The 19,305-nt window shown below is 58.9% G+C and carries 12 protein-coding genes; 3 read left to right on the forward strand and 9 right to left on the reverse strand.

From position 1 onward, the window contains the following. Window positions 1-14: 14 nt before the first annotated feature. Window positions 15-5,510: a DUF748 domain-containing protein gene (locus LPW13_RS12465; protein WP_230435830.1), complete on the reverse strand. Its 5,496-nt coding sequence runs from the start codon at window positions 5,508-5,510 to the stop codon at window positions 15-17. A 259-nt stretch (window positions 5,511-5,769) separates the two neighbouring features. Here LPW13_RS12465 and selD point away from each other — a divergent pair, with 259 nt between their 5' ends. Both selD and LPW13_RS12475 read left to right on the forward strand, forming a co-directional pair. Beyond that, window positions 5,770-8,064: a selenide, water dikinase SelD gene (selD, locus tag LPW13_RS12470; RefSeq protein ID WP_230435832.1), complete on the forward strand. Its 2,295-nt coding sequence runs from the start codon at window positions 5,770-5,772 to the stop codon at window positions 8,062-8,064. Between the two features lie 241 nt (window positions 8,065-8,305). Continuing rightward, window positions 8,306-9,619: an NAD(P)/FAD-dependent oxidoreductase gene (locus tag LPW13_RS12475; protein WP_230435834.1), complete on the forward strand. Its 1,314-nt coding sequence runs from the start codon at window positions 8,306-8,308 to the stop codon at window positions 9,617-9,619. Window positions 9,620-9,656: 37 nt separating this feature from the next. Here the strand turns inward: LPW13_RS12475 and LPW13_RS12480 are convergent, their stop codons facing one another. Both LPW13_RS12480 and LPW13_RS12485 read right to left on the reverse strand, forming a co-directional pair. Next, window positions 9,657-11,693: an RHS repeat domain-containing protein gene (locus LPW13_RS12480; protein ID WP_230435835.1), complete on the reverse strand. Its 2,037-nt coding sequence runs from the start codon at window positions 11,691-11,693 to the stop codon at window positions 9,657-9,659. A gap of 203 nt (window positions 11,694-11,896) precedes the next feature. Further along, window positions 11,897-12,370, reverse strand: coding sequence for a hypothetical protein (locus LPW13_RS12485; protein WP_230435837.1), 474 nt, complete (start codon window positions 12,368-12,370; stop codon window positions 11,897-11,899). Between the two features lie 741 nt (window positions 12,371-13,111). On the opposite strand from LPW13_RS12485, the gene LPW13_RS12490 reads away from it, so the two are divergent. Continuing rightward, a complete protein-coding gene (locus LPW13_RS12490; RefSeq protein WP_230435839.1) occupies window positions 13,112-13,558 on the forward strand; it encodes a CBS domain-containing protein in 447 nt (148 codons plus the stop codon). Between the two features lie 48 nt (window positions 13,559-13,606). Here LPW13_RS12490 and LPW13_RS12495 read toward each other — a convergent pair whose 3' ends face one another. The 6 genes from LPW13_RS12495 to LPW13_RS12520 form a co-directional block, all read right to left on the reverse strand. Then, entirely contained in the window at window positions 13,607-15,712 is a 2,106-nt protein-coding gene (locus LPW13_RS12495) for an SLC13 family permease (protein WP_230435841.1), read from the reverse strand. A 137-nt stretch (window positions 15,713-15,849) separates the two neighbouring features. After that, window positions 15,850-16,782: an SDR family oxidoreductase gene (locus LPW13_RS12500; protein ID WP_230435842.1), complete on the reverse strand. Its 933-nt coding sequence runs from the start codon at window positions 16,780-16,782 to the stop codon at window positions 15,850-15,852. Window positions 16,783-16,785: 3 nt separating this feature from the next. Further along, entirely contained in the window at window positions 16,786-17,202 is a 417-nt protein-coding gene (locus LPW13_RS12505) for a VOC family protein (RefSeq protein ID WP_230435843.1), read from the reverse strand. Between the two features lie 105 nt (window positions 17,203-17,307). Further along, window positions 17,308-17,676, reverse strand: a complete 369-nt coding sequence (locus LPW13_RS12510; protein WP_230435844.1) for a DUF2750 domain-containing protein — start codon at window positions 17,674-17,676, stop codon at window positions 17,308-17,310. A gap of 443 nt (window positions 17,677-18,119) precedes the next feature. Continuing rightward, window positions 18,120-18,824 (reverse strand): M48 family metallopeptidase, encoded by a 705-nt coding sequence (locus LPW13_RS12515; protein ID WP_230435845.1) that lies wholly within the window; start codon window positions 18,822-18,824, stop codon window positions 18,120-18,122. A gap of 23 nt (window positions 18,825-18,847) precedes the next feature. After that, window positions 18,848-19,279: a hotdog fold thioesterase gene (locus LPW13_RS12520; protein WP_230435846.1), complete on the reverse strand. Its 432-nt coding sequence runs from the start codon at window positions 19,277-19,279 to the stop codon at window positions 18,848-18,850. Window positions 19,280-19,305 lie beyond the last annotated feature (26 nt).

Here is a 19,305-nt window from a genome sequence, read left to right on the forward strand (position 1 = left end):
TCCCTGTATTTGGGTCAGTTGGATAGTTCTACTCTGGGTGCGTCAAATTCCGTACCAATATAGTCTGGTGCGCACTGGATGAAGTCCTGGGCTTCGAGCCCAGCCTCAATCAGGAACTTCTGCACATGGTGACTGCGGCGCCCGGCGAGGTGGAGTAATTCTTCGTGTATCCCCCGTGGCGGGTCGCGATAAAACTCTTTTTGCTGCTCTCCACCACGACCATACGCGTCTCTCACGTGGGGGAACAGGAATTCCAGGTCCAGTGCGGTAGAAACACCACAGATTCCCGGCCTTGCCTGCGGGTTACCGCGCATTTTTTCAATCATACCGAGCAAATCCGATTTGGCAGTCTCGGTCAAATCCGTGCTGCCCGGAACGAACTCCACCGGATCAAAATCCACCGCACGGAAGCGTGCCCAGGCCAGCTTGGCGAGGCTGTAGACGCCAATCGGGGTAAAGTAGGCAAACAGGGATTCAAGAATGGCGCGCTGCAACAATTCGCTGAAGATGAAGCTGAAATTGAACTCGGGATCGAACAGATCGCCAGTAACTGGCATATCAAAGTGCACATCGCCGTTGCCGTCTTTCAACAGTGCCAACGCAAACCCGAGAGGAATAATGCTTCTTTTTACCGGCAGGTGATCGCTCTCTCGCACCCGTCGCACCTTTATTTTTTGCAGGCCCATTTTCGCCAGTGCATCTACCTGGTTGTTTCGTATCTGAATATCCACCTCGGCATCCAGCTGGCCCTGCAGGATTTTGTAACCCAGTAGCGCGGCGATGTAGGGCGTTGCGGGTATCAGGTTGGCATCGGTCACGTAGCCCAGCAGGCCCGCATTCCAGTGGCTGTTTTCCAGCAAGTCGAGTTCCCCGGCCAGTTGTAGGTCACCGAAGCCGCCGGGGCGACCATTCAGCAGCACTATCGCCGGTGGATCGTCACTGTGACTGCTGATATTGCGCACGAGTAAATTGATCTGACGGATTGGCAAACTGGCCCGGTACTCTTTACTGCTGTCCAACCACAAGAAATGTCCGTGATCGATATAAACTTCGCCGATACGGTACTCAAAGCGCCTGGCTTTGCGGGAGAGATCCCCGCGCTGGAGTCGTCGACCTCGGTTATTGTCCGCCGGTTCTTCATCGCTAATGACACGCTCAACCGACTCCAGGCCGCCCTGTATACCCCGAGCGAGAATTGTACGCGGTCGAATCAGCTCGATGTTCTGGATATTGAGCCTGTGAGGGCTGATTGCATAATCGAATTGGTGGACGTACAGCGTCTGGAATTCTGAGTTCCACTGGCGGTGAATGAATTCCTGCGCCCGTTGGCTGCGCCGCAGCAGGCGCGCATCACGGGCTTCCAGATACTCGAATAGCACCTGCTCCCGGGATGCCAGAAGTTGTCGCACCTGGATAAAGGCGAGCTCCACAAGCCGATTGCCCTCGTCCCCAAGTACGGTCAGCTGGTTGGCATTCAGCAACGCGAGTTCCAGCCTGCGGGAGTCCAGCCGGTAGGTGCCGGTGGCCGTGATACTTTCCAGGTTCACGCAGTGATCGATGCCGCTGATATAACCTGCGGGCAGGCAACTGCTCACATTATTCAGCTGCAGGTTGTCGCCGCGAATTTCGCGGCCGCCAAAGGCGAGCAACTCGGCTTCCACAGTAGCCACCTGTAGCAATTGAGCCGGCTTACCGGACGGAATGCCGCGCTCCTTGAGCAGCACGCCCTCGATAAAAAGATCGTGAAACCGCCGTTGCCGTACCCCCTCAGCCAGGGCCACGCGGTGCTCCCGCACGACGGATACGCGCCCGACTTCAAAGCAGGGGTTCAGTGTTTTACGCGGCAATTTGATGGACGACAGGCAGCCGCTGACTCCGGAGATTTCCCCCCCTTCCAGCGTCAGCCGTTCTCTGGAGAAGGCCACGCCGCTCACCCCCAGTTTCTCGACTGCAACGCGCTGGCGATCCCCCTGGCGCAGATAGAATCCTGCCAACTCAATGTCGCCACTGGCGCTGAGTACTTCGCCCAGAGACAGCACCTGGTTACCCGGTAGTGCCAGGCGCGCAAAACCGGCGCAATATCGTTGCGAAGTCGCTATCGGCTGACCCGGTTTGTCCGGCAGGCAACCGCTGAAGTCTCGCATCTGTAAATCCGCCACCCGGATCCGGCTACCGCCGGACCAGCCCAGGGAACGCCAGCCCATGGACGCCAGCTCCAGCCGAGGTGCGCTACCTGTTTGCGGACGCAACCGCAGGCCTTGCGCCTGTAATGGGCCCAGGGTGAAGCGTTCGACGGGTTCACTCACGCCTCCGCCGCCGAGCGGAATCAAATTGTCTCCCGAAAGGTGCAGACGCCCGGACGCCAGACATCCGGCCCAGCGGGCGGCGGCTTCACTTTGCAACCAGTCCTGCAGGCCACAGCCGTCTACCGCCTGCAGATCGATGTTGTGCAGATTGAGCCGCAATGGTCCCGCATCGGGCTGCACCATGGCGACGCGCCCGATGGCCAGTTCGCCCACCTGCAATTGCGCCGGTTGTTGCGGGCCGGCGGACAGCCCGAGTCGCTGTACCGCAATGCCGGAACCGCGGGAACGCAACGATTGCGCCTGTAGACAGCGGGGAAGTATGGCCTCGGATGCGCGGCTTTTCTCCGGCGCGGGTAAACAGACATTCAGTTCCGCCGCTTGCAGATCCCGCATCTGCCAGTCCGCGCTTCGCCCCTGCCGGCGCGGCAGGCTGACTTTCAGCTGCAGGCTTTTCAGGTCCTGTATATCGGCAGTGATACCCGGGTCTGCGCCCTGCCCCGTCAGTTCAAACCGATCGACTGTGAGGTTGTTGAGATCAGCGCTGAATTGATTGCGGTCATATGCCACGCTGAACTGCTCACCAGTGCGCACCGTCTCGATATTGAGACAGCGTTTTTCGCTACTGCACCAGTGCGCGCGATCCAGCGCCATGGAGGGCAATTGCACCTGTGTGCGCGTCGGCAACGTGGCGATGCGGATATCTGCCTGCGGCAGCCTGAGGTTTTCTACTGCGACCAGTTCCTTATTGGCGACAGTGCCGATATTGATCGCTTCCAGGCTGAGGGCACCGGCCGCGAGGTGAAACTTCAGCCGCGTGCGCGCATCACTGATTTCTCCCCGTTGCAGCGCCAGTCTCAACGGTTCCTGCTGTTGCAGGTTGCGGATGAAAAAGCACGCTGGTGCGCGCGCTGAAGGGCTTTCTCCATAAATCAGCCTGGACCAGTTGCCGGGCAGGCAACCGTCAACACTAGCGAGTGTCGCGGAGGACTGATCCAGCTCGGTAACGGAAAAGCGCCTGGCGACTTGTCCGGTACCGGAACCAGTCTGGTCCTCAACCTCCCTGTCAGGATTGTCGCGGGAGAAGTCCGGAAGATTGTTCAGTTCTTCCGCCAGCAATCCCTTCTCCGTGCCATCGTCGAGCCACGCATCCAGGCCCAGGGCATCTTTCGGGAGCGGGGCGGTAAAGAAGGCTTCGGCAAAAATATCGGTGGACGACGCACCCCGGCTCTGGCGCAGCAGTCCGTGCCCCCAATTCAGTTTCTGCAGGTTGATGCCGCCACTTTTATCCACACGATCAGACAACTTCAGGCTTTCCAGCGTCAGTTCACCCCAGTTCGCCAGCAGGTCGCCATTTTTTTCCAACAGGAAACTGCCCTTGCCGCGCAACTGCTGCACCTGCGCGCACAGCCTGCCCGGGGCGCGCGCCACAGTATCCTCAGGCAGACAGCCATCCAGTTTTTCCAGACCGATATCGGTCAGCTGGAAATTTCCCGGACCGGGTTGCAGGCGCATCTCGGCCCAGTGCAGTGCATCCACCACCAGGGGGGTGCCGGCACTGCCGGCCGCTGGGCGCAGATTGAAATGTTTGAGGGAAAAGGGCCCGCTATCGACCGCCCAGGATTGCGCGGGCTGCCCATCGCTCCCCGCCTGACTGCGGGGAAACTGCAGCTCGAATTGTTCCGGTGCCGCCAATGCGGTGAGTTGTACACAGTGATCACCGCGCTGCCAGAGCTGGCCGGGTATACAGCCGTTGATACTGTCCAGCGCGACACCATCGAGGGTCAGCCGGCGCTGTCGATTGCGGTATTCCAGTACACCGAGACGCAGGTTGTTTGCGGTCACCGGATTGGGCGCAGTGCGGTTGGCGGCGACATCCAACAGGCTGATCTGCGCGGCATTCGCATCCCGCGTGGCCACGGTAAACCCCTGCGGCCAGGCAAGGTTGGCGGGCTCGGGGAAACTCAGGCTGCCGGCGCGCAGGCAATAGTGATGTTGGCCGCTGCTCCCGCCCCTGGTGCGCGAGGTACTGCCAGAGCGCCAAGTACTGCCAGAGCGCCAAGTACTGCCAGAGCGCCAAGTATTAGGACACCAGTCAAAGCCGGTGGCGCCGGCCTGTTGCCAGCGGATGCTCTTTGCCTGCCGCTGGTAGTCAAAACGATTGAGGGCAATGGTCTGCGCGCGCCAGTTCCAGTAGCGGCGGTTGGCATGGCGCAACCGAACTTCCTGTCCATCGAGGCGTCGCCATTGCACCCGTGCCTGTTTGCCGAAGTCAAAAGCCAGCGGTGTCTTTTCCGATCCGGTGCCGTTAAGGCGGCGTGCGCTGGCACAGTGTCCCTCAATAAGCTGCAGCCCGCGAATCACGTCTGTCCAGCGCGCCGGGGTACAACCGGCAAATTTGCGCACGAGCATTTCATCGGCGACGAGGCGGTTACCGGGACGATCGAATCCGATGTCTTCCGCTTCCAGTAGAACCGCGGCAATAAATGGGTGTTCGCGGCCGGACTGCTGCATGTCACCTTCTGCCGCTTCTCCATGCGTGCCGGCAGGGGTTTCTTCCCACGCCAGTAATTGCTGCAGCGTGAAATCCTCCGTGCCAATGGAAAACTTCAGCGGCTCGTCACTTTCCCGGTAACCGGAGACGAAAAAATCCTGCATTTCGAGACGGCCGATTTCCACACAACTGGCGGTGGACCACTGGGGTTTGTGTTGATAACACACGGTGGCGTCGCGCAGCTTCGCCGCCGCCAGCTCCACCCGCCAGTCTGTGGGCGTTTTCTCCCCCTCCCCCAGGCGCCAGCCACCGATTTCCCAGACTCGCCCGCGTTTACCGGGCTCCGATTCCAGGTCCATAGTCACGCCTTCCAGCTCTACCAGCTTGACGTGAATTTTCCCCTGTAACAGATACCACCAGCTGAGGCCGAGGGTAGCCTCGCGGGCGCTGAAACCACGGCCGTATTTATTGCGTACATCCAGCCCACGCAGGTTTGCACGCAGACGGGGAAGAGAAATCTGGATATGGGCAACCTGCGCCTCCAGGCCGCGTTCGTGCAACCAGCGCTGGATCGCGCCCGGCACAACGGTGGAGACAATAATATTCAGCGCGCCAATAAACAGCAGAAAAAAGACCAGTATCCACAGCACACGATGCATGCCCCGGGATTGTTTTTGGTTAGCGGTCTGTCGGGTGGCGCGGGATCTCAGCATCAAATCTCGGTGCTCAACGAATTAGCGCGTTCAACCTGAAAAAGAAAGGGAGATAAAACAACGCACCATTAAGTAAAGACCAGCAGGGTTGCCCACATGTCGCTCCCTACGACTTTGGTCTATTTTTGTTGGCAGTATTTCGTGTAATTCCGGCGCCGAATCAGTCGCCTACGGGTACCACACCCGTGCTAAAACGCTGCTCACCATTACACTGTTTATATTTCGATCAAACCGATCCATCTTGACGGGTGAAAAGTTCATGCAGGAGCCCCCCCAACAAAGGGATATTGTCCTTATCGGTGGCGGACACAGCCACGTCACCCTGCTGCAGAAGTGGGCGCGCAAGCCGCTGCCCGGCGCACGCCTGACACTGATTTCGCCGCAAATTCAGAGCGCCTATTCCGGCATGCTGCCGGGCATGGTGGCGGGCCACTATGGCTACAGTGACATTCATATTGATCTGCCGCGGTTGTGTCGCGCTGCCGGCGCCCGATTTATCCAGGCCTGTGCGCACCAACTGCACCCGGACCAGCGCCTGGTCTCCCTGCTGGGGCGCCCGGACCTGCCCTTCGATCTGCTCTCGCTGGATGTTGGCGCCACCCCCGATCGCAGCATCACCGGCTCCGAGCTTTCCATTCCCGTGAAACCCATCGGCCACTTCCACCGTTACTGGCAGCAACTGAAGCAACAGCTGTTCGATCAGCACGCGCCTTTTAAGCTGGGCATTGTCGGCGGTGGTGTCGGCGGGTGTGAACTGGCCATGGCCATGGCATGGGCGCTTGAAGAACCGGTTTATAGCGGCCGGGTGGAGATTCACCTGCTGCAGGGCAGCAAGAAAATTCCACCGGAACTGCCACTGCTTGCGCGACAACTGCTCGCCCGCGAGCTGACCCGGTTAAATATTCGGGTGCACCGCAATTGGCGCGTGAGTGAAATTACCCACCGCGGCGTACACAGTGAGCAGGGGCAGTTTCTGGCCCTGAACAAGGCACTGCTGTGTACCGAGGCGGCGGCGCCGCCGTGGCTGGCGGTATCCGGGTTGGCGCTGGACGACGACGGCTTTGTGCTGGTGGACGATCATCTGCGGGTCAGTGGTAAACCCTACATTTTCGCCAGCGGTGATCTCGCCAGCTTCGCCCGCGGCCCGGTACCCAAGTCCGCCGCCTGTGCCGTGCACCAGGGCGAGCTGCTGTATCGCAACCTGTGCGTCACTCTGCAGCGATGCCCCCGGCAGAAGCTGGCAGCATTCCGTCCACCGCGGAAACCGGTGACACTGATTTCCTGTGGCAATCAACGGACACTGGCCAGCCACAGCGGCATCGCGGCGGTAGGTGAAGTACTCTGGCGCTGGAAGGATTACCGCAATCGCCGCTTCCTGCAGCGTTTCAACGAACTGCCGGTCCCTCCTCCGCCCTACGCCCCATCACCGATGGCTCAGAGCGCCGCTCTCCACCACCTCGCGCCACAAATGGCCCCGAGCCGCTGGCTGCAGGAAGTGACCGACGATGGTCCCAACCCGGCCGATGGCGCCACCGCGATTGTTGTGCCTGAGGGCAAAAGGCTGCTGCAACATATCAGTATGATGCGATCACCGGTGGCAGACCCGTGGCTGTATGGACGACTGTGCGCACTCAATGCGCTCTCGGGCAGTTTTGCCTCCGGGGCACAACCCGGCGAGGCGCGCGCCCTAGTCACGCTGTCCGGCGCCATGCCCGAGCTGGCGCGCTGGGATATGCAGCAACTGCTGGACGGCGCCGAACGGGAACTGCGTCACCACGAATGTCCACTCGTGGATACACATACCTGTGAGGGGCACGAACTGCAGCTGGCTCTCACCGTCAACGGATTCGCGGAACCGGCGAAATCGCACACTGGGCAGACTGCACGACCCGGCGACTGCCTGATCCTGACCAAACCACTGGGTAATGGCACCCTGTTCGCCGCCGAGCGGCAGGGACACGCGCGGGCGCGCTGGATACAGCAGTCGCTGGAGTACATGTTGCAAAGCAATGCTACCGCCGCAGGCATATTCCATCGCCATCACGCGACGGCGGTAGCCAGTATCGGCAGTAGCGGATTGCTCGGCCATCTGTTGCCGTTGCTGTCGGCGCCGTCTGTGCAATCCGGTTCCCCGGAACTGGACCACTGCCATCAGGCCAGCCGGGGCGCCACCCTGTTTGCGGACGCGCTGCCGATACTACCGGGCGCCGCATGCACCCTTGACCAGGGCTGGTTGGCTCCGGTCCATCGCGACAACCTGCGTTACCTGACTGCGCTGCAAAACGCGGTTGCCTGGGAGATCGATCCGACGCTGCAATTACTGGCAGACCCACAGGTCTGTGGCGGGCTACTGGCATCTGTGCCGGCAGTGCAGGTGGCGCCCTGCCTCGCCGCCTTGCACGCCGCCGGCTGTCGACAGGCAGCGGTAGTCGGCTTTGTGGACGCGCTCCCCACTACCCCTGATCCGCTGGATGAAACGCTACAGCCGGTGTACCTGTCGCAAAGCGGCGACTGGCGCGCCATGGCTGCCCGTTATCTGGAAACCACTTCCTGACACAGTTACCCACCGCTATCTGGCCCGCCGTCGTCTGGCCCGTAAGGTCGCCGGCAAGAGCAGCCCATAAGCCCGCGGAAACCGTGACTGGTTTCCAGTGAAACCAACCGCCCGTTGCGATTTTTCCGGCGGGCGGCAATACTGCGCCATATAATCGACAGGGGTCACACAGAGTCGCCCGACTCCCTGAGGAGACGGTCGGAGAGCGCCTTATTTTTATCGCTCTACAGGAAACTCTGTCATGAAAAAAATCGTCATCGTCGGCGGTGGTGCCGGTGGGCTTCAGCTCGCTACCAGCCTCGGCCGTTACTTTTCTTTTAACCGCTTTAACCGCCGCAACAAATCACCCGCGGCGGAAGTCACACTGGTCGATAAAAATCGTACCCATGTGTGGAAGCCCCTGTTGCACCAGGTTGCCACCGGTGCGATGGACTCCTCCATGGACGCGCTCAACTACCAGGTACACGGGCGCTCCAACGGTTTTCAGTTTGAGCTCGGCAGTCTGTGTGGGCTGGACCGGGAAAAACGCACCATTGAACTGGCACCGGTGTGTGACGATAGCGGCCAGCAACTGGTGCCGGCGCGTACGCTCGACTACGACTATCTGGTAATTGCTCTCGGCAGCCAGAGCAATGACTTCAACACCCCCGGGGTGCGCCAGCACTGCCGCTTCCTCGACAGCTCCGAACAGGCACAGATCTTCCACCACAAATTGCTCGACCAGTTCCTGCAGCTGGAAAACAAGGTTGTGGATAAAGTGGAAATTGCCATCGTCGGTGGCGGTGCCACCGGGGTGGAACTGGCCGCGGAACTGGTGGATGCGGTGGATGAAATGGGCCACTACGGGCGCATCGCCAATGGCGATCTCCGCGTAACCCTGATCGAAGCCGGCCCGCACCTGTTACCCGCATTACCCGCACGGCTGGGTAACAGTTCCGAGAAAGAGCTTACCCGGCTGGGTGTGCGCGTACTCACCAGCACCCAGGTTGCGGAAGCCAACGAACACGGTTTTGTGACCGCCAATGGGGAAGAGATTCCCGCAGCCATTCGCGTGTGGGCGGCGGGCGTCAAGGCACCGGATTTCCTGAAAGAGCTGGATGGACTGACACTCAATCGCCAGAACCAGATCGAGGTGGATGCCACCCTGCAGAGCCAGGCCGATCCGAATATTTTTGCTCTCGGCGATTGCGCCGGCTGTATCGACAGTGCGGGTAACAAGGTGCCGCCACGGGCACAGTCCGCCCAGCAGATGGCAAAAACTGCCCGCGAAAACCTGATTGCGCTGGTGGAAAATGGTGAGAGTGCGGAACTGCATTCCTTCCTGTACAAGGATCGCGGCTCACTGGTATCCCTGTCGCGCTTCGATGCGGTAGGCAACCTGATGGGTGGACTGGTAAAAGGCAGCCTCACCATTGAAGGCCGCGTTGCCGGGCTCGCTTACCGCTCGTTGTACCGGATGCACCTGGCCGCGCTGCACGGCTGGCCGCGGGCGATGTTGCTGTACTTGGTGGGTCACGCCAACCGGTTTGTGAAGCCACGGCTGAAGATGCACTGACGCAGGCGAACAGATCGCATTTACTACCGGCGGGAGTTTATCGCTCCCGCTCGGGTCCGATACACATTACGCCCGGGTCTGCCACGGTTGTACCGCACGGATAGTGCAGACTGCGATAACGGCGCGTATAGCGGTAGTACTCGATCAGGAATCGCAGGCCGTCATCCAGGGTGCGATATTGCCAGCGCCAACGCTCCACGCCGGTGAATGATTGCGGCCAGTAATAGTGGTGGAAGTAATAATGCTGGTCGTATAGTCCTGCCCGATACAGGTCGTAGTAGCGGTAGCGGTGATTGCCGTAGATGGGACTGCGGCGGTCATCAATATCGCTCAGGGTTCCCTCATAATGGATGGTACGGCTGAGCGGCTCGCCGTCGTCACCGAAAACATAGAACTCCACGTATTCCAGTTCTACGGTACCGCGGGTATTGCGGCGCACACTTTCCCGCCGCTCCAGTTGGCCGATATCGTTGTAGTAGAAGTCGGTGGTATCCTCGAAGTCCACCACGCCGTTGTTATCGGTATCGAAGCGGACGATCAGGGTCGCGAGTTCATCTGCAGCGTTATACCGATAATCCAATACCTGCCGGGTATCGAATACGCCGGTGATGTTCCGGTCCACTTCCCGCACCTGCCGTGCTAACAGGCCGCGATCGTTGTATTTATACCGCCATAGAAAACGGTATTCTGTGTCTCCACCGATGTCCGTTTCCTTCACGTAATCCACGCGTACCAGGCGCCCTTCGTCATTGTATTTGTAGTCGATCTCTATGGTGGCGTCGGTCACTCCGTCGGCGGTGTCATTGTCGGTATCGAACCGTTTAAATTTCCGCTCCAGTTGACCGGTGTCGGTATAGAAGTATCGGCTGCGAAAGCGCTGGTCTGTACGGCCATCGGCATCGGTGTCAGTTTCAATTTCGCGCTCGGTGATCAGGCCGATGTCATCGTAGAAGTAGTCTGCGGTTTGCAGGTAGTCCGCTTCGCCGTCTGCATTTTGATCCCGCTCCAGGACATATCCCGTGCGATTGCCGCCGCCGTCGTAAAAGTATTCGATCTTCTGGCGATAGCTAACCCCCGCCTCACCGCGCTCTTCCAGCCGTTCGCTCAGCAGGCCGCTGTTGTTGTAGAAATTTCTGCGGCGAATAAATTTATCCACCACACTGTCGTCATTGGTGTCCCGGTCTTGCTGCAGAAACTCTTCGCGCCCCCAGTCGTCGTACTCATAGCGGGCAAACAGGTCCCAGAACTGGCCAGTGCTGAACGACGGAAAACGGCGCAACTCGATCGGCAGGCCGAAATCGTTGTACGCCACCAGGTATTCGGTTTCGATGGTGCCGTTGTTACCGCGGTCGCGGGTTTTCCGTTCGGGCAGGTGTGCCGGCACTTCTATGCGCAATCTTTCATAAAGAATGACCAGCGGCAGTGATTCTGGCACCTCAAAGTCTACGCCGTACCGTGTGCGCAGCGCGCGCAGGGTTTCCGGGCCTTCGAGAAAGGGGAAGAGATAGAGGTCCACATCAAAGTCGATGGATACATCCACCAACCTTTCATCCCAACCGACGAGCTGTACCCCGTTGTCCGGATTGCGATCTTCATCCAGGGTCATCAGGAACAGCGTCATGTTGGCGACACGGTCCAGATTATTTACCTGCCGGCGGTTTTCCAGCAGGCCACGCAGGTGGCGCTCGGTGACAGGGGCGCTGCTACCGAGCAGGTCAAATGGATTCAGATAGGTGTCCGCCGGAGCGGACCCCAGCTGGATACTGCCGAGAGAGAAGGTGATCGTTTCTCCCTCGCGGTACAGGAAGACGCCATCGATGTCGGTAAAACCGGACTGGGTTTCCGTTTCATAGCGCAGGCCGAAGAACAGGCCGCGGGCAAACACTCCTCGCTTTACTTCAGTGACACCACCAGAGCTGCTACCGCCAGAACTGCTGGAGCCGCCGCCGGAACCACCACCACCGCCAGAGCGATCAGAACCACCAAAATCACAGGCTGCAATGCATAGAACGAACAGCAGCACCAACAACCTTTTACTTGCGCTGACAGCGCCACCAACGGCGAACTCAGGCATGAACAATTCCCTGTCACCTGTCTTCGTTTAATTGCTAACAAGGATAGTGGATATAGAAGAGAAACCGGCTGTAAAGGAAGGCGAGAAGGGGGAAACCGTAGGAAAACAGACAGGAATGTGAAATCCGGCGCAGGATGCGTAAAAACTGGCGGATGTTAAGACTGCGCCGGTATTGCGCCGGCGCCGCCTTCAGCATAGGAAAATCAGATTTTCCAGGTTTTCACGGTTTCCAGGCCGTGCTCTTCCACCCACTGGTTCAGCTGCTTGGGATTGCGCTTTTTCTTTTCAATGGTGGCATTGGTGTACGGGTTGCGATAGTGGCCGGTTTCCAGTTTCGGCTCGGCGGGCTTGCTGGATTTGGCAGCGCGGGCACCACGGCGGGGGCTGTCCCCACGCTTCAGGTGACGGGCAACGCGGGATTTGAGTGTACGGATATAGTCCGGCTCCTCTTCTGCATCCAGCTGGCCGATCAGCCATTCAACAATCTGGTCAGCACGGGCAACGAAGAACTCCTCTTCTGCCATCTCGTACTCAGCGGCCAGATTGACCAGCGCCTTATCAAAGGCGATCACACCTTCCTTTTTACGCTCAACCTGCGCCATTTCCTGCTGCAGTTGTTCAATTTTGGCCTGGTGTTCAGCGATCTGCTGTTCAATCTGGTCGTATTCCTGAAACATATAGTGAGCCTCTGTTTATCAGGTAGATATACATTGCCTATCAATTACAGTGATTAGTGAGCAATGCTGAAGGTTGTTAAACGGCTTATTCCGTTATTCTGAAAAAGCCGAAATTTGAAACTATTTAATATAAGACACGGCGATACACCGATAATACTTCCCGCCCGCTGGCAACCCAAACAACCTGCCAGTGTGGTCAAATAATCGGAAATAAACCGATATAGAGATATCTTGCGAAATAAAGGACCCGGCCCCTGGGCCGTCAGGCCAGGACGCATATACAGGATATTCAGATATCGCACGCTCAAAAGTAAGTAAAGACCGCCGGAAACTTCAGCCGTAACGACATCGCAAACTCAACTCTCAGCGTACTTTCCTGGTCGAACATTCCAGATCGAGCTTTCCAGACGGTACATTGGGCATTTGAGTTAATATCGAAACGCGGGCACAGAGAAAACCGAAAACATTCGGATCCAGTCTTCTCTCTTTGGACCCTGGCACCAATGGGTGGCACCGATATCCAACAGTGCTGCGCATAATAATAGATTAAATTAAAAGTGCAACCGGGAAACCCGCGCTATTCGTTTATATTGGGTACACCGGTCATAAACAGAACGCCCCACCGGCAATCTGGCCGACAATTCTTCTGGATGCACTCACATCGACAGTATGTTGCTGCTGCCTGACCTATCCTTGAAGCAGTATTCCAATATCGGTTGTAATCAAGGGGGATAGCCAGCAATGTCTAAAAACAGAGATATACACCATATGCCTACTCTGGCGGCACTGATGACGCCTTTTCCCTACCATGTGGATGCGGAGGCACCTGTAGAGGAAGCGGAATCCCTGATGGAGCAGCATGCAGTGCACCATTTACCCGTCACCCGGGACGGAGAGCTGGAATCCATTATTTCCCGCGGCGATATCGAACGTGCAAACTCACCCGGCCACCGGCTGGAGGAGCAGCAACTGTTTGTGCGCGATCTGGCGGCACGTCGGCCGTATATCGCCGATATTCACGATCCGCTGGACAAAATACTGCTGGCGATGGCAGATACCGGAATTGGTTCGGTACTGGTCATGCGGGAGGGAGAACTGGCGGGTATCGTGACGGTGACGGATGCGCTGCGGTATTGCAGTCAGTTCCTCGCCGAAATCACCCAAAGCCCGGATGATACCGTGGCCTGATACGAACGACGCAATGGGCTCCCCGAGCGCACTCAGACCGGCGCCCCGTTACAGAGGCCAGATCCACAGCAACATGGGCACGGCAACGGCAACTACGATGACTTCCATCGGTAACCCCATCGGCCAGTAATCACCAAATTTGAACCCGCCGGGCCCCAGGATCAAGGTGTTGTTCTGGTGCCCCACCGGGGTCAGAAAAGCACAGGAGGCACCGATAGCCACCGCCATCAGGAAGCTGTCCGGATTGACATCCAATTGGGCGGAGGCACTGAGGGCTATTGCACACATCAATGCAGCGGTTGCGGCATTGTTCATAAAGTCTGACAGGGTCATAGTGACCACCAGCAATAACACCAGCGCCACCACCGGGCTTCCCCGGGCGATATTATCCAGCATGGACTTTGCCACCACATCCGCGGCACCGGTGGTATCCATTACGCCGGCAACGGTAATCAGCGCGCCCAGAAGTACAACTACTGAGCCGTCGATGGCATCGTACACGCCCCGCAACGGCACCACCTTCATTGCCATGAACGCCAGCGCGCAGGTGGCGAAGGAAATAGCCGCAGGCAGTAATCCAAACGCCGCACCGGCTACGGCAAGTGCCATGGCCACCAGCGCTACGTAAGCTTTTTCCTTGTTGGGGATGGTGATATCCCTTTGTGCCAGTGGCACACAGCGCTGCTCAAATGCGAAGCTGCTGAGGTTTTCCTCCACCCCCATCATCAGCAGTGCATCCCCGGCGCGCAGCGGTGTGGACTTTAACCGTTTCACCGAGCGCCGGCCCTGGCGGGACAGGGCCAGCAGATTGATTTCATAGCGCCCGGCCAGGCGCAGGTTCTGTGCACTGCGGCCGACCAGGAACGAGTCCGGCATGACCACCAGCTCCCGCAACACCATTTCACTGCGATCCCTGGAACGCTTTTCCTCGCTGCTTTTCTTGTCTGACTCTTTCTTGTCAGGTTCCTTCTTGTCGGATTCCTTGTTATCCGCCCCACTCTTGTCACTCTCTGGGTTCGCCGCATTTTCCCGATCCTGTTTCCCGGTGTCCTGTTTAGACTCGGGATCGGTTTCCTCATCGGCTTTTTCTACCCGAGTGTTGCCAAGCTCTGGCGGTGTCTCCACTTCTTTTACGTCTGCGCTCAGGGTGGGTTCCCCGCGCTGTCTTTCCGGCTGGTCCGGCGGGCTTTTTACGTCATCTGCCTGTTTGTCCTTGTCTTCTTCCGATGCGTCCTTGTTTTTGCTTTTCGTCTTTTCTTTGGCGTCGGGATCTTCAGCAAGGGTCAGGCCCAGGTTGGATAGCACCGCTGAAAGGGCTTCCGGCTCTGATTCGATCACCAGAATATCCCCAGCGCGTACCCGCAACCCGGGCATGGCGGTGGAGACGCGGGCGTTGTTGTGCACCAGGCCGATGATCTGCGCATCTTCGTCCCCGATCATGCGCATCAGCTCGACCAGCGATTTACCGATGGCGGAACTTTTCTCGCCCACCAGTGCTTCGGTGAGATAAGTTCCGGTGTCAAAGGTGGCGGCACCGGCCTGGGTGCGGGCGGGCACCAGGCGCCAGCCGATCAGGGATACGAACACCACCCCCACCAGCGCCACCACAACACCCACTGGGGTAAAGTCGAACATACCGTAACTGCCGGCACCGGCGCTGGCGCGAAAGCCGGAAACAATCAGGTTGGGCGGGGTACCAATGAGTGTGGTCATGCCACCGAGGATGGTACCGAACGACAGCGGCATCAGGACTTTGCCGGGGGGAACCTGGTAACGGTCCGCAAGATCCGTGGCCACAGGCATCAACAGCGCCATGGCACCGACGTTGTTCATAAAGCCGGACATTGCCGCACCCACCGCGGTCAGCGCAGTGATCGCCAGGGTAATACCGCCTTTCCTGGGGACCACCTTTTGCGCCAGTACGTCCATGGCGCCAGTATTCTGCAACCCGCGGCTCAGGATCAGCACACAGGCGACGGTGACAACAGCGGGATGACCGAATCCGGCAAACGCCTTGGCGGGCTCAACCAGACCACAGAACACGCACGCCAGCAGGGAGGCGAGCGCGACCATATCGTGCCGCCAGGGGCCCCAGATAAACAGGACTACGGTGGCGGCAAGAATAAGGAGTATGAGGATCTGGTCTGGAGTCATGCAGGGTTGGGATCCCGATTACCGCCAGCCCAGGGACGGCAAAAAATCTACAGGGCCAACCACAAACATAGTGGATGAACACAAACATAGTGGATGAACACGAACAAAGTGAATGAAATTAGATGCAGCGGCAAAGGCTACTGGTTTGACAGCTGCAACCGCTTCAGACCAAACCGGCGCGACAGCAGGCGGTCCCGCATCCAGCGCGGTAACCAGCGCGCGACCCACGGCAGCAGCCGGCTCTTGTTGCCGATACGCAGCAGCGAGCGCGGGCGCTTGCGCAACAACTCTGACGCCAGACGCCGCGCCACATCCCGTGCCAGGGTGGCATTCTGCTGGGATTCCAGCGCGCGGGCATGCACCGCATCTTCACTGCGCTTGTACCAGGAGTCTGCGGGCAACAGGCCGCGCAGGGAGGATTCTGCGTGGCGTCCGAACTCCGAGGCAATCGCGCCGGGCTGAACGGTAATCACGCGAATCCCGAAGGGTTTCAGTTCCAGGCGCAGTACGTCGGAGAGGCTGTGCAGGGCTGCTTTGGAGGCGCAGTAAGCGCCGGAGAACGGTGTGGGCAATACCCCGGATACGGAGCCGATATTACAGATCAGCCCGCGCCCTCGGGATTTGAGCAACGGCGCGCAGGCCCGGGCCAGGGCCATGGGGGCAAATACGTTGGTGCGGAACTGGGCCTCCAGCGCGCGGCTATCCAGCTCCAGCAGTGGCCCCATCTGTCCGTAGCCCGCGTTGTTGACCAGAATATCCAGCCGACCGTACGCAGTTTTGATGGCGTGGACCACGCGGTTGATGTCCGCATGGGCATTGACGTCCAGCGCTTCGGTGGCAATCCCGAGGTCTGCCAGTTCCTGCAGGCTCTCGGCACGGCGCGCGGTGGCGATGACGATGGTGCCGCGGCGGTGCAGGGCCAGGGCCAGTTCGCGACCGATACCACTGGAGCAACCGGTGATCAGCGCGACCCGGTCCGGCACTACATAACCGCGGCCGATCTGCGCCAGGCTCTCGGCGGCAAAAGTCTGATCGGAGGGACGAAAACGGGAGGCCGGGGGCTTGCTCACGGGTTACGACTCCAGTGGATTGCTCTGCGGCGGCGCACTGCTGCCACCTTCCGCCAACGCAAAATGCGGATTCTCTATCAGTCCAAATACATTGCCGAAGGGATCGAGGAAACTGGCCATCAGAATGCCCTCCCCCACGTCGACCACTTCACTGTGCTGACGCGCGCCGAGCCCGTTGAGGCGATCGACCTGGGCGGCGATGTCGGTCACCCCCCAGTAGGCCACCACACCGTCGGCGCGGCTGGTGATATTGCGCGCATCGGGATTCAGCCCCAGCTCAAAGCCACCGACGTTGAATCCCACGTAGCACTCGCTGTCAAAATAGGGCTCCTGCTCCAGCAATACGGTATACCACGCCTTGGCTTCGGCAATATCGCTGACGCCGTAGATGACGGTGCGCAATCCCAGAAATTGACTCACGTTCAGACCTCCCGCTGGAGATTTGTTTCCTGTGCTGTAGTGACGCACTGAATAGTTGTCACCGGTTTATTCTTGTATGTCGTTTGTGCAGTTTCGTTATCCGGTTTACTGCAATGCCTGCTCAAGTTGTTCCAGCAGGTCGAGGGGCTCTATTTCTTCCCCTTCAAGTTCTTCGTTCCAGTTGATGCCGACGAGTAATACGTCATCGTGCATGCCGGTAAGCCAGTCGTCGATAAATTCTTCAAGGTCGATGGGTACAACCTGATAGTCGGCCCAGTCGCCATCCACCTGCTGCTCGGCAAATTCCCGCTGGGACCAGAATGGCATGACCTCGGTATCCGCACGGCGCTCTGATTCACACAGCGCGAACCCTTCCTCGCCCTCCAGCGCCCAAACACAGCCCTGCTCTACCGCTTCCGGCAAAAACCGGGCGCAGTTTTCCTCAAAATCGTCTCCGAGTGGTTCCAGTTCCATACCGACCTGCCTGTAATGTGATCCCGGCAGTTTACGCCAGTTTGCCGGGGATAAGTAGAAACTTGCGCTTGGTGGTGGTTTTGGGATTCAGTGGTCCGCTATTGGTCAGCTCCGGGCGCCGGAGCACCGGGGATAAGTTTTTGGAACCGCTGTGAATACATCCCTGTACGCTGCGTCGGCGACGTCCCTGTCGCCGACGCTTCCAAAAACTTATCCCCGCCACTCCGTCTTCTATTTTGGCCACAGAAGTATTTGGGAATCACGAAGCACAGAAGTTCAATGCGAAGCCCGGGTGGCGGGGGAGGGTTTTCGAAAGCGTCGCAAACAGGATGTTTGCGCCGCAGCGCCCATGGATGGGTTCACAGCGGTTTCGAAAACCCTCACCCGGCGCCCTGGCGCCCCGATTGTGCTACAGAGCGCCCTAAGACGACCGAACAAAACAGTCAGAGATGCAACCGGTGTCCGTTGTCCTTCAGCCAGCGTCGCAACCGGCGGTAGTCGGGACACAGACTCTCTACCAGAGCCCAGAAAGCCCGGCTGTGATTGTGGTGCTGCAGGTGGCACACCTCGTGGATCACCAGATAATCCACCACCGGCTCCGGCGCCAGGCACACCAGCCAGTTGTACTGCAGCTCGCCGCGGATCGTACAGTGGCCCCACTTGCTCTTCGTCCGGCGCACTTTGACTGCCGAGAATGCCAACCCCAACTGCCCGGCAAAATGCTGTGACTTTGCCGTCAACAACGCCAGCGCCTCACGCTGATACAGCCGCTGCAACGCCGTCTGGATCTGCACCTCCGAAGGCGCCCGGATACGGGAATACAACTGGATATAGCCATCGCGTATCCCTGCGTCCGCCGCACTGGCCGCACGGTCCAGCTCAAACGTGCCACCGAGCCAGGGAAAATGTGCCCCGAAGGCAAAGTGGTGGTCGGGCACTTCCGCGCGACGCTGCTGTGAGCGGCTCAACTGTTGCCGCACCCACTGGATATTATCCTGCAGGAACTGATGCCCGTGGCGGGCGGCGCACCGCTGGGGAATACGCACCTCCACCCCGCTGTCTTTTACCACCAGGCCCAATCGCCTGCGCCGCGGCGAGCGGTGCAGGCTGTAAGGTACGTCTTCGAACAGAAAGGTTTCGGCAGTCACAGGGCAGGAGAATTGTCGGAGAGTTAACTGGCGGGCACCGGCACCACAGCCATGGTGATACGGGAAATACAGTTGAGCTTGCCCTTCGGATCGCTGATGCGGATTTCCCACACTTGGCTACTGCGGCCAATGTGTACCGCGGTCGCTTTGGCCGTCACAACCCCCTCCGCCACCGGACGCAGGTGATTGGCGTTGATCTCCTGACCGACGCAGTAGAACTTGCTGTTATCCACCACACAGTTGGCGGCCACGGAGCCCAGGGTCTCCGCCAGGGCCACGCTGGCACCACCGTGCAGGATGCCGAAGGGCTGTCGGGTGCGGTCTTCCACCGGCATGGTGCCGACGAGGTAGTCGTCCCCGAGTTCGGTAATCTGCATACCGAGGAAAGTGGGCATACAGTTGCCCATGCTCTGCTGGACCTGTTCGAGAGTGATATCGCCGTGCCAGATTGCCATGCTTGTCTACCTTTAAATAAATGGTT

The sequence above is a fragment of the Microbulbifer celer genome (assembly GCF_020991125.1).
Lineage (GTDB): Bacteria > Pseudomonadota > Gammaproteobacteria > Pseudomonadales > Cellvibrionaceae > Microbulbifer > Microbulbifer celer.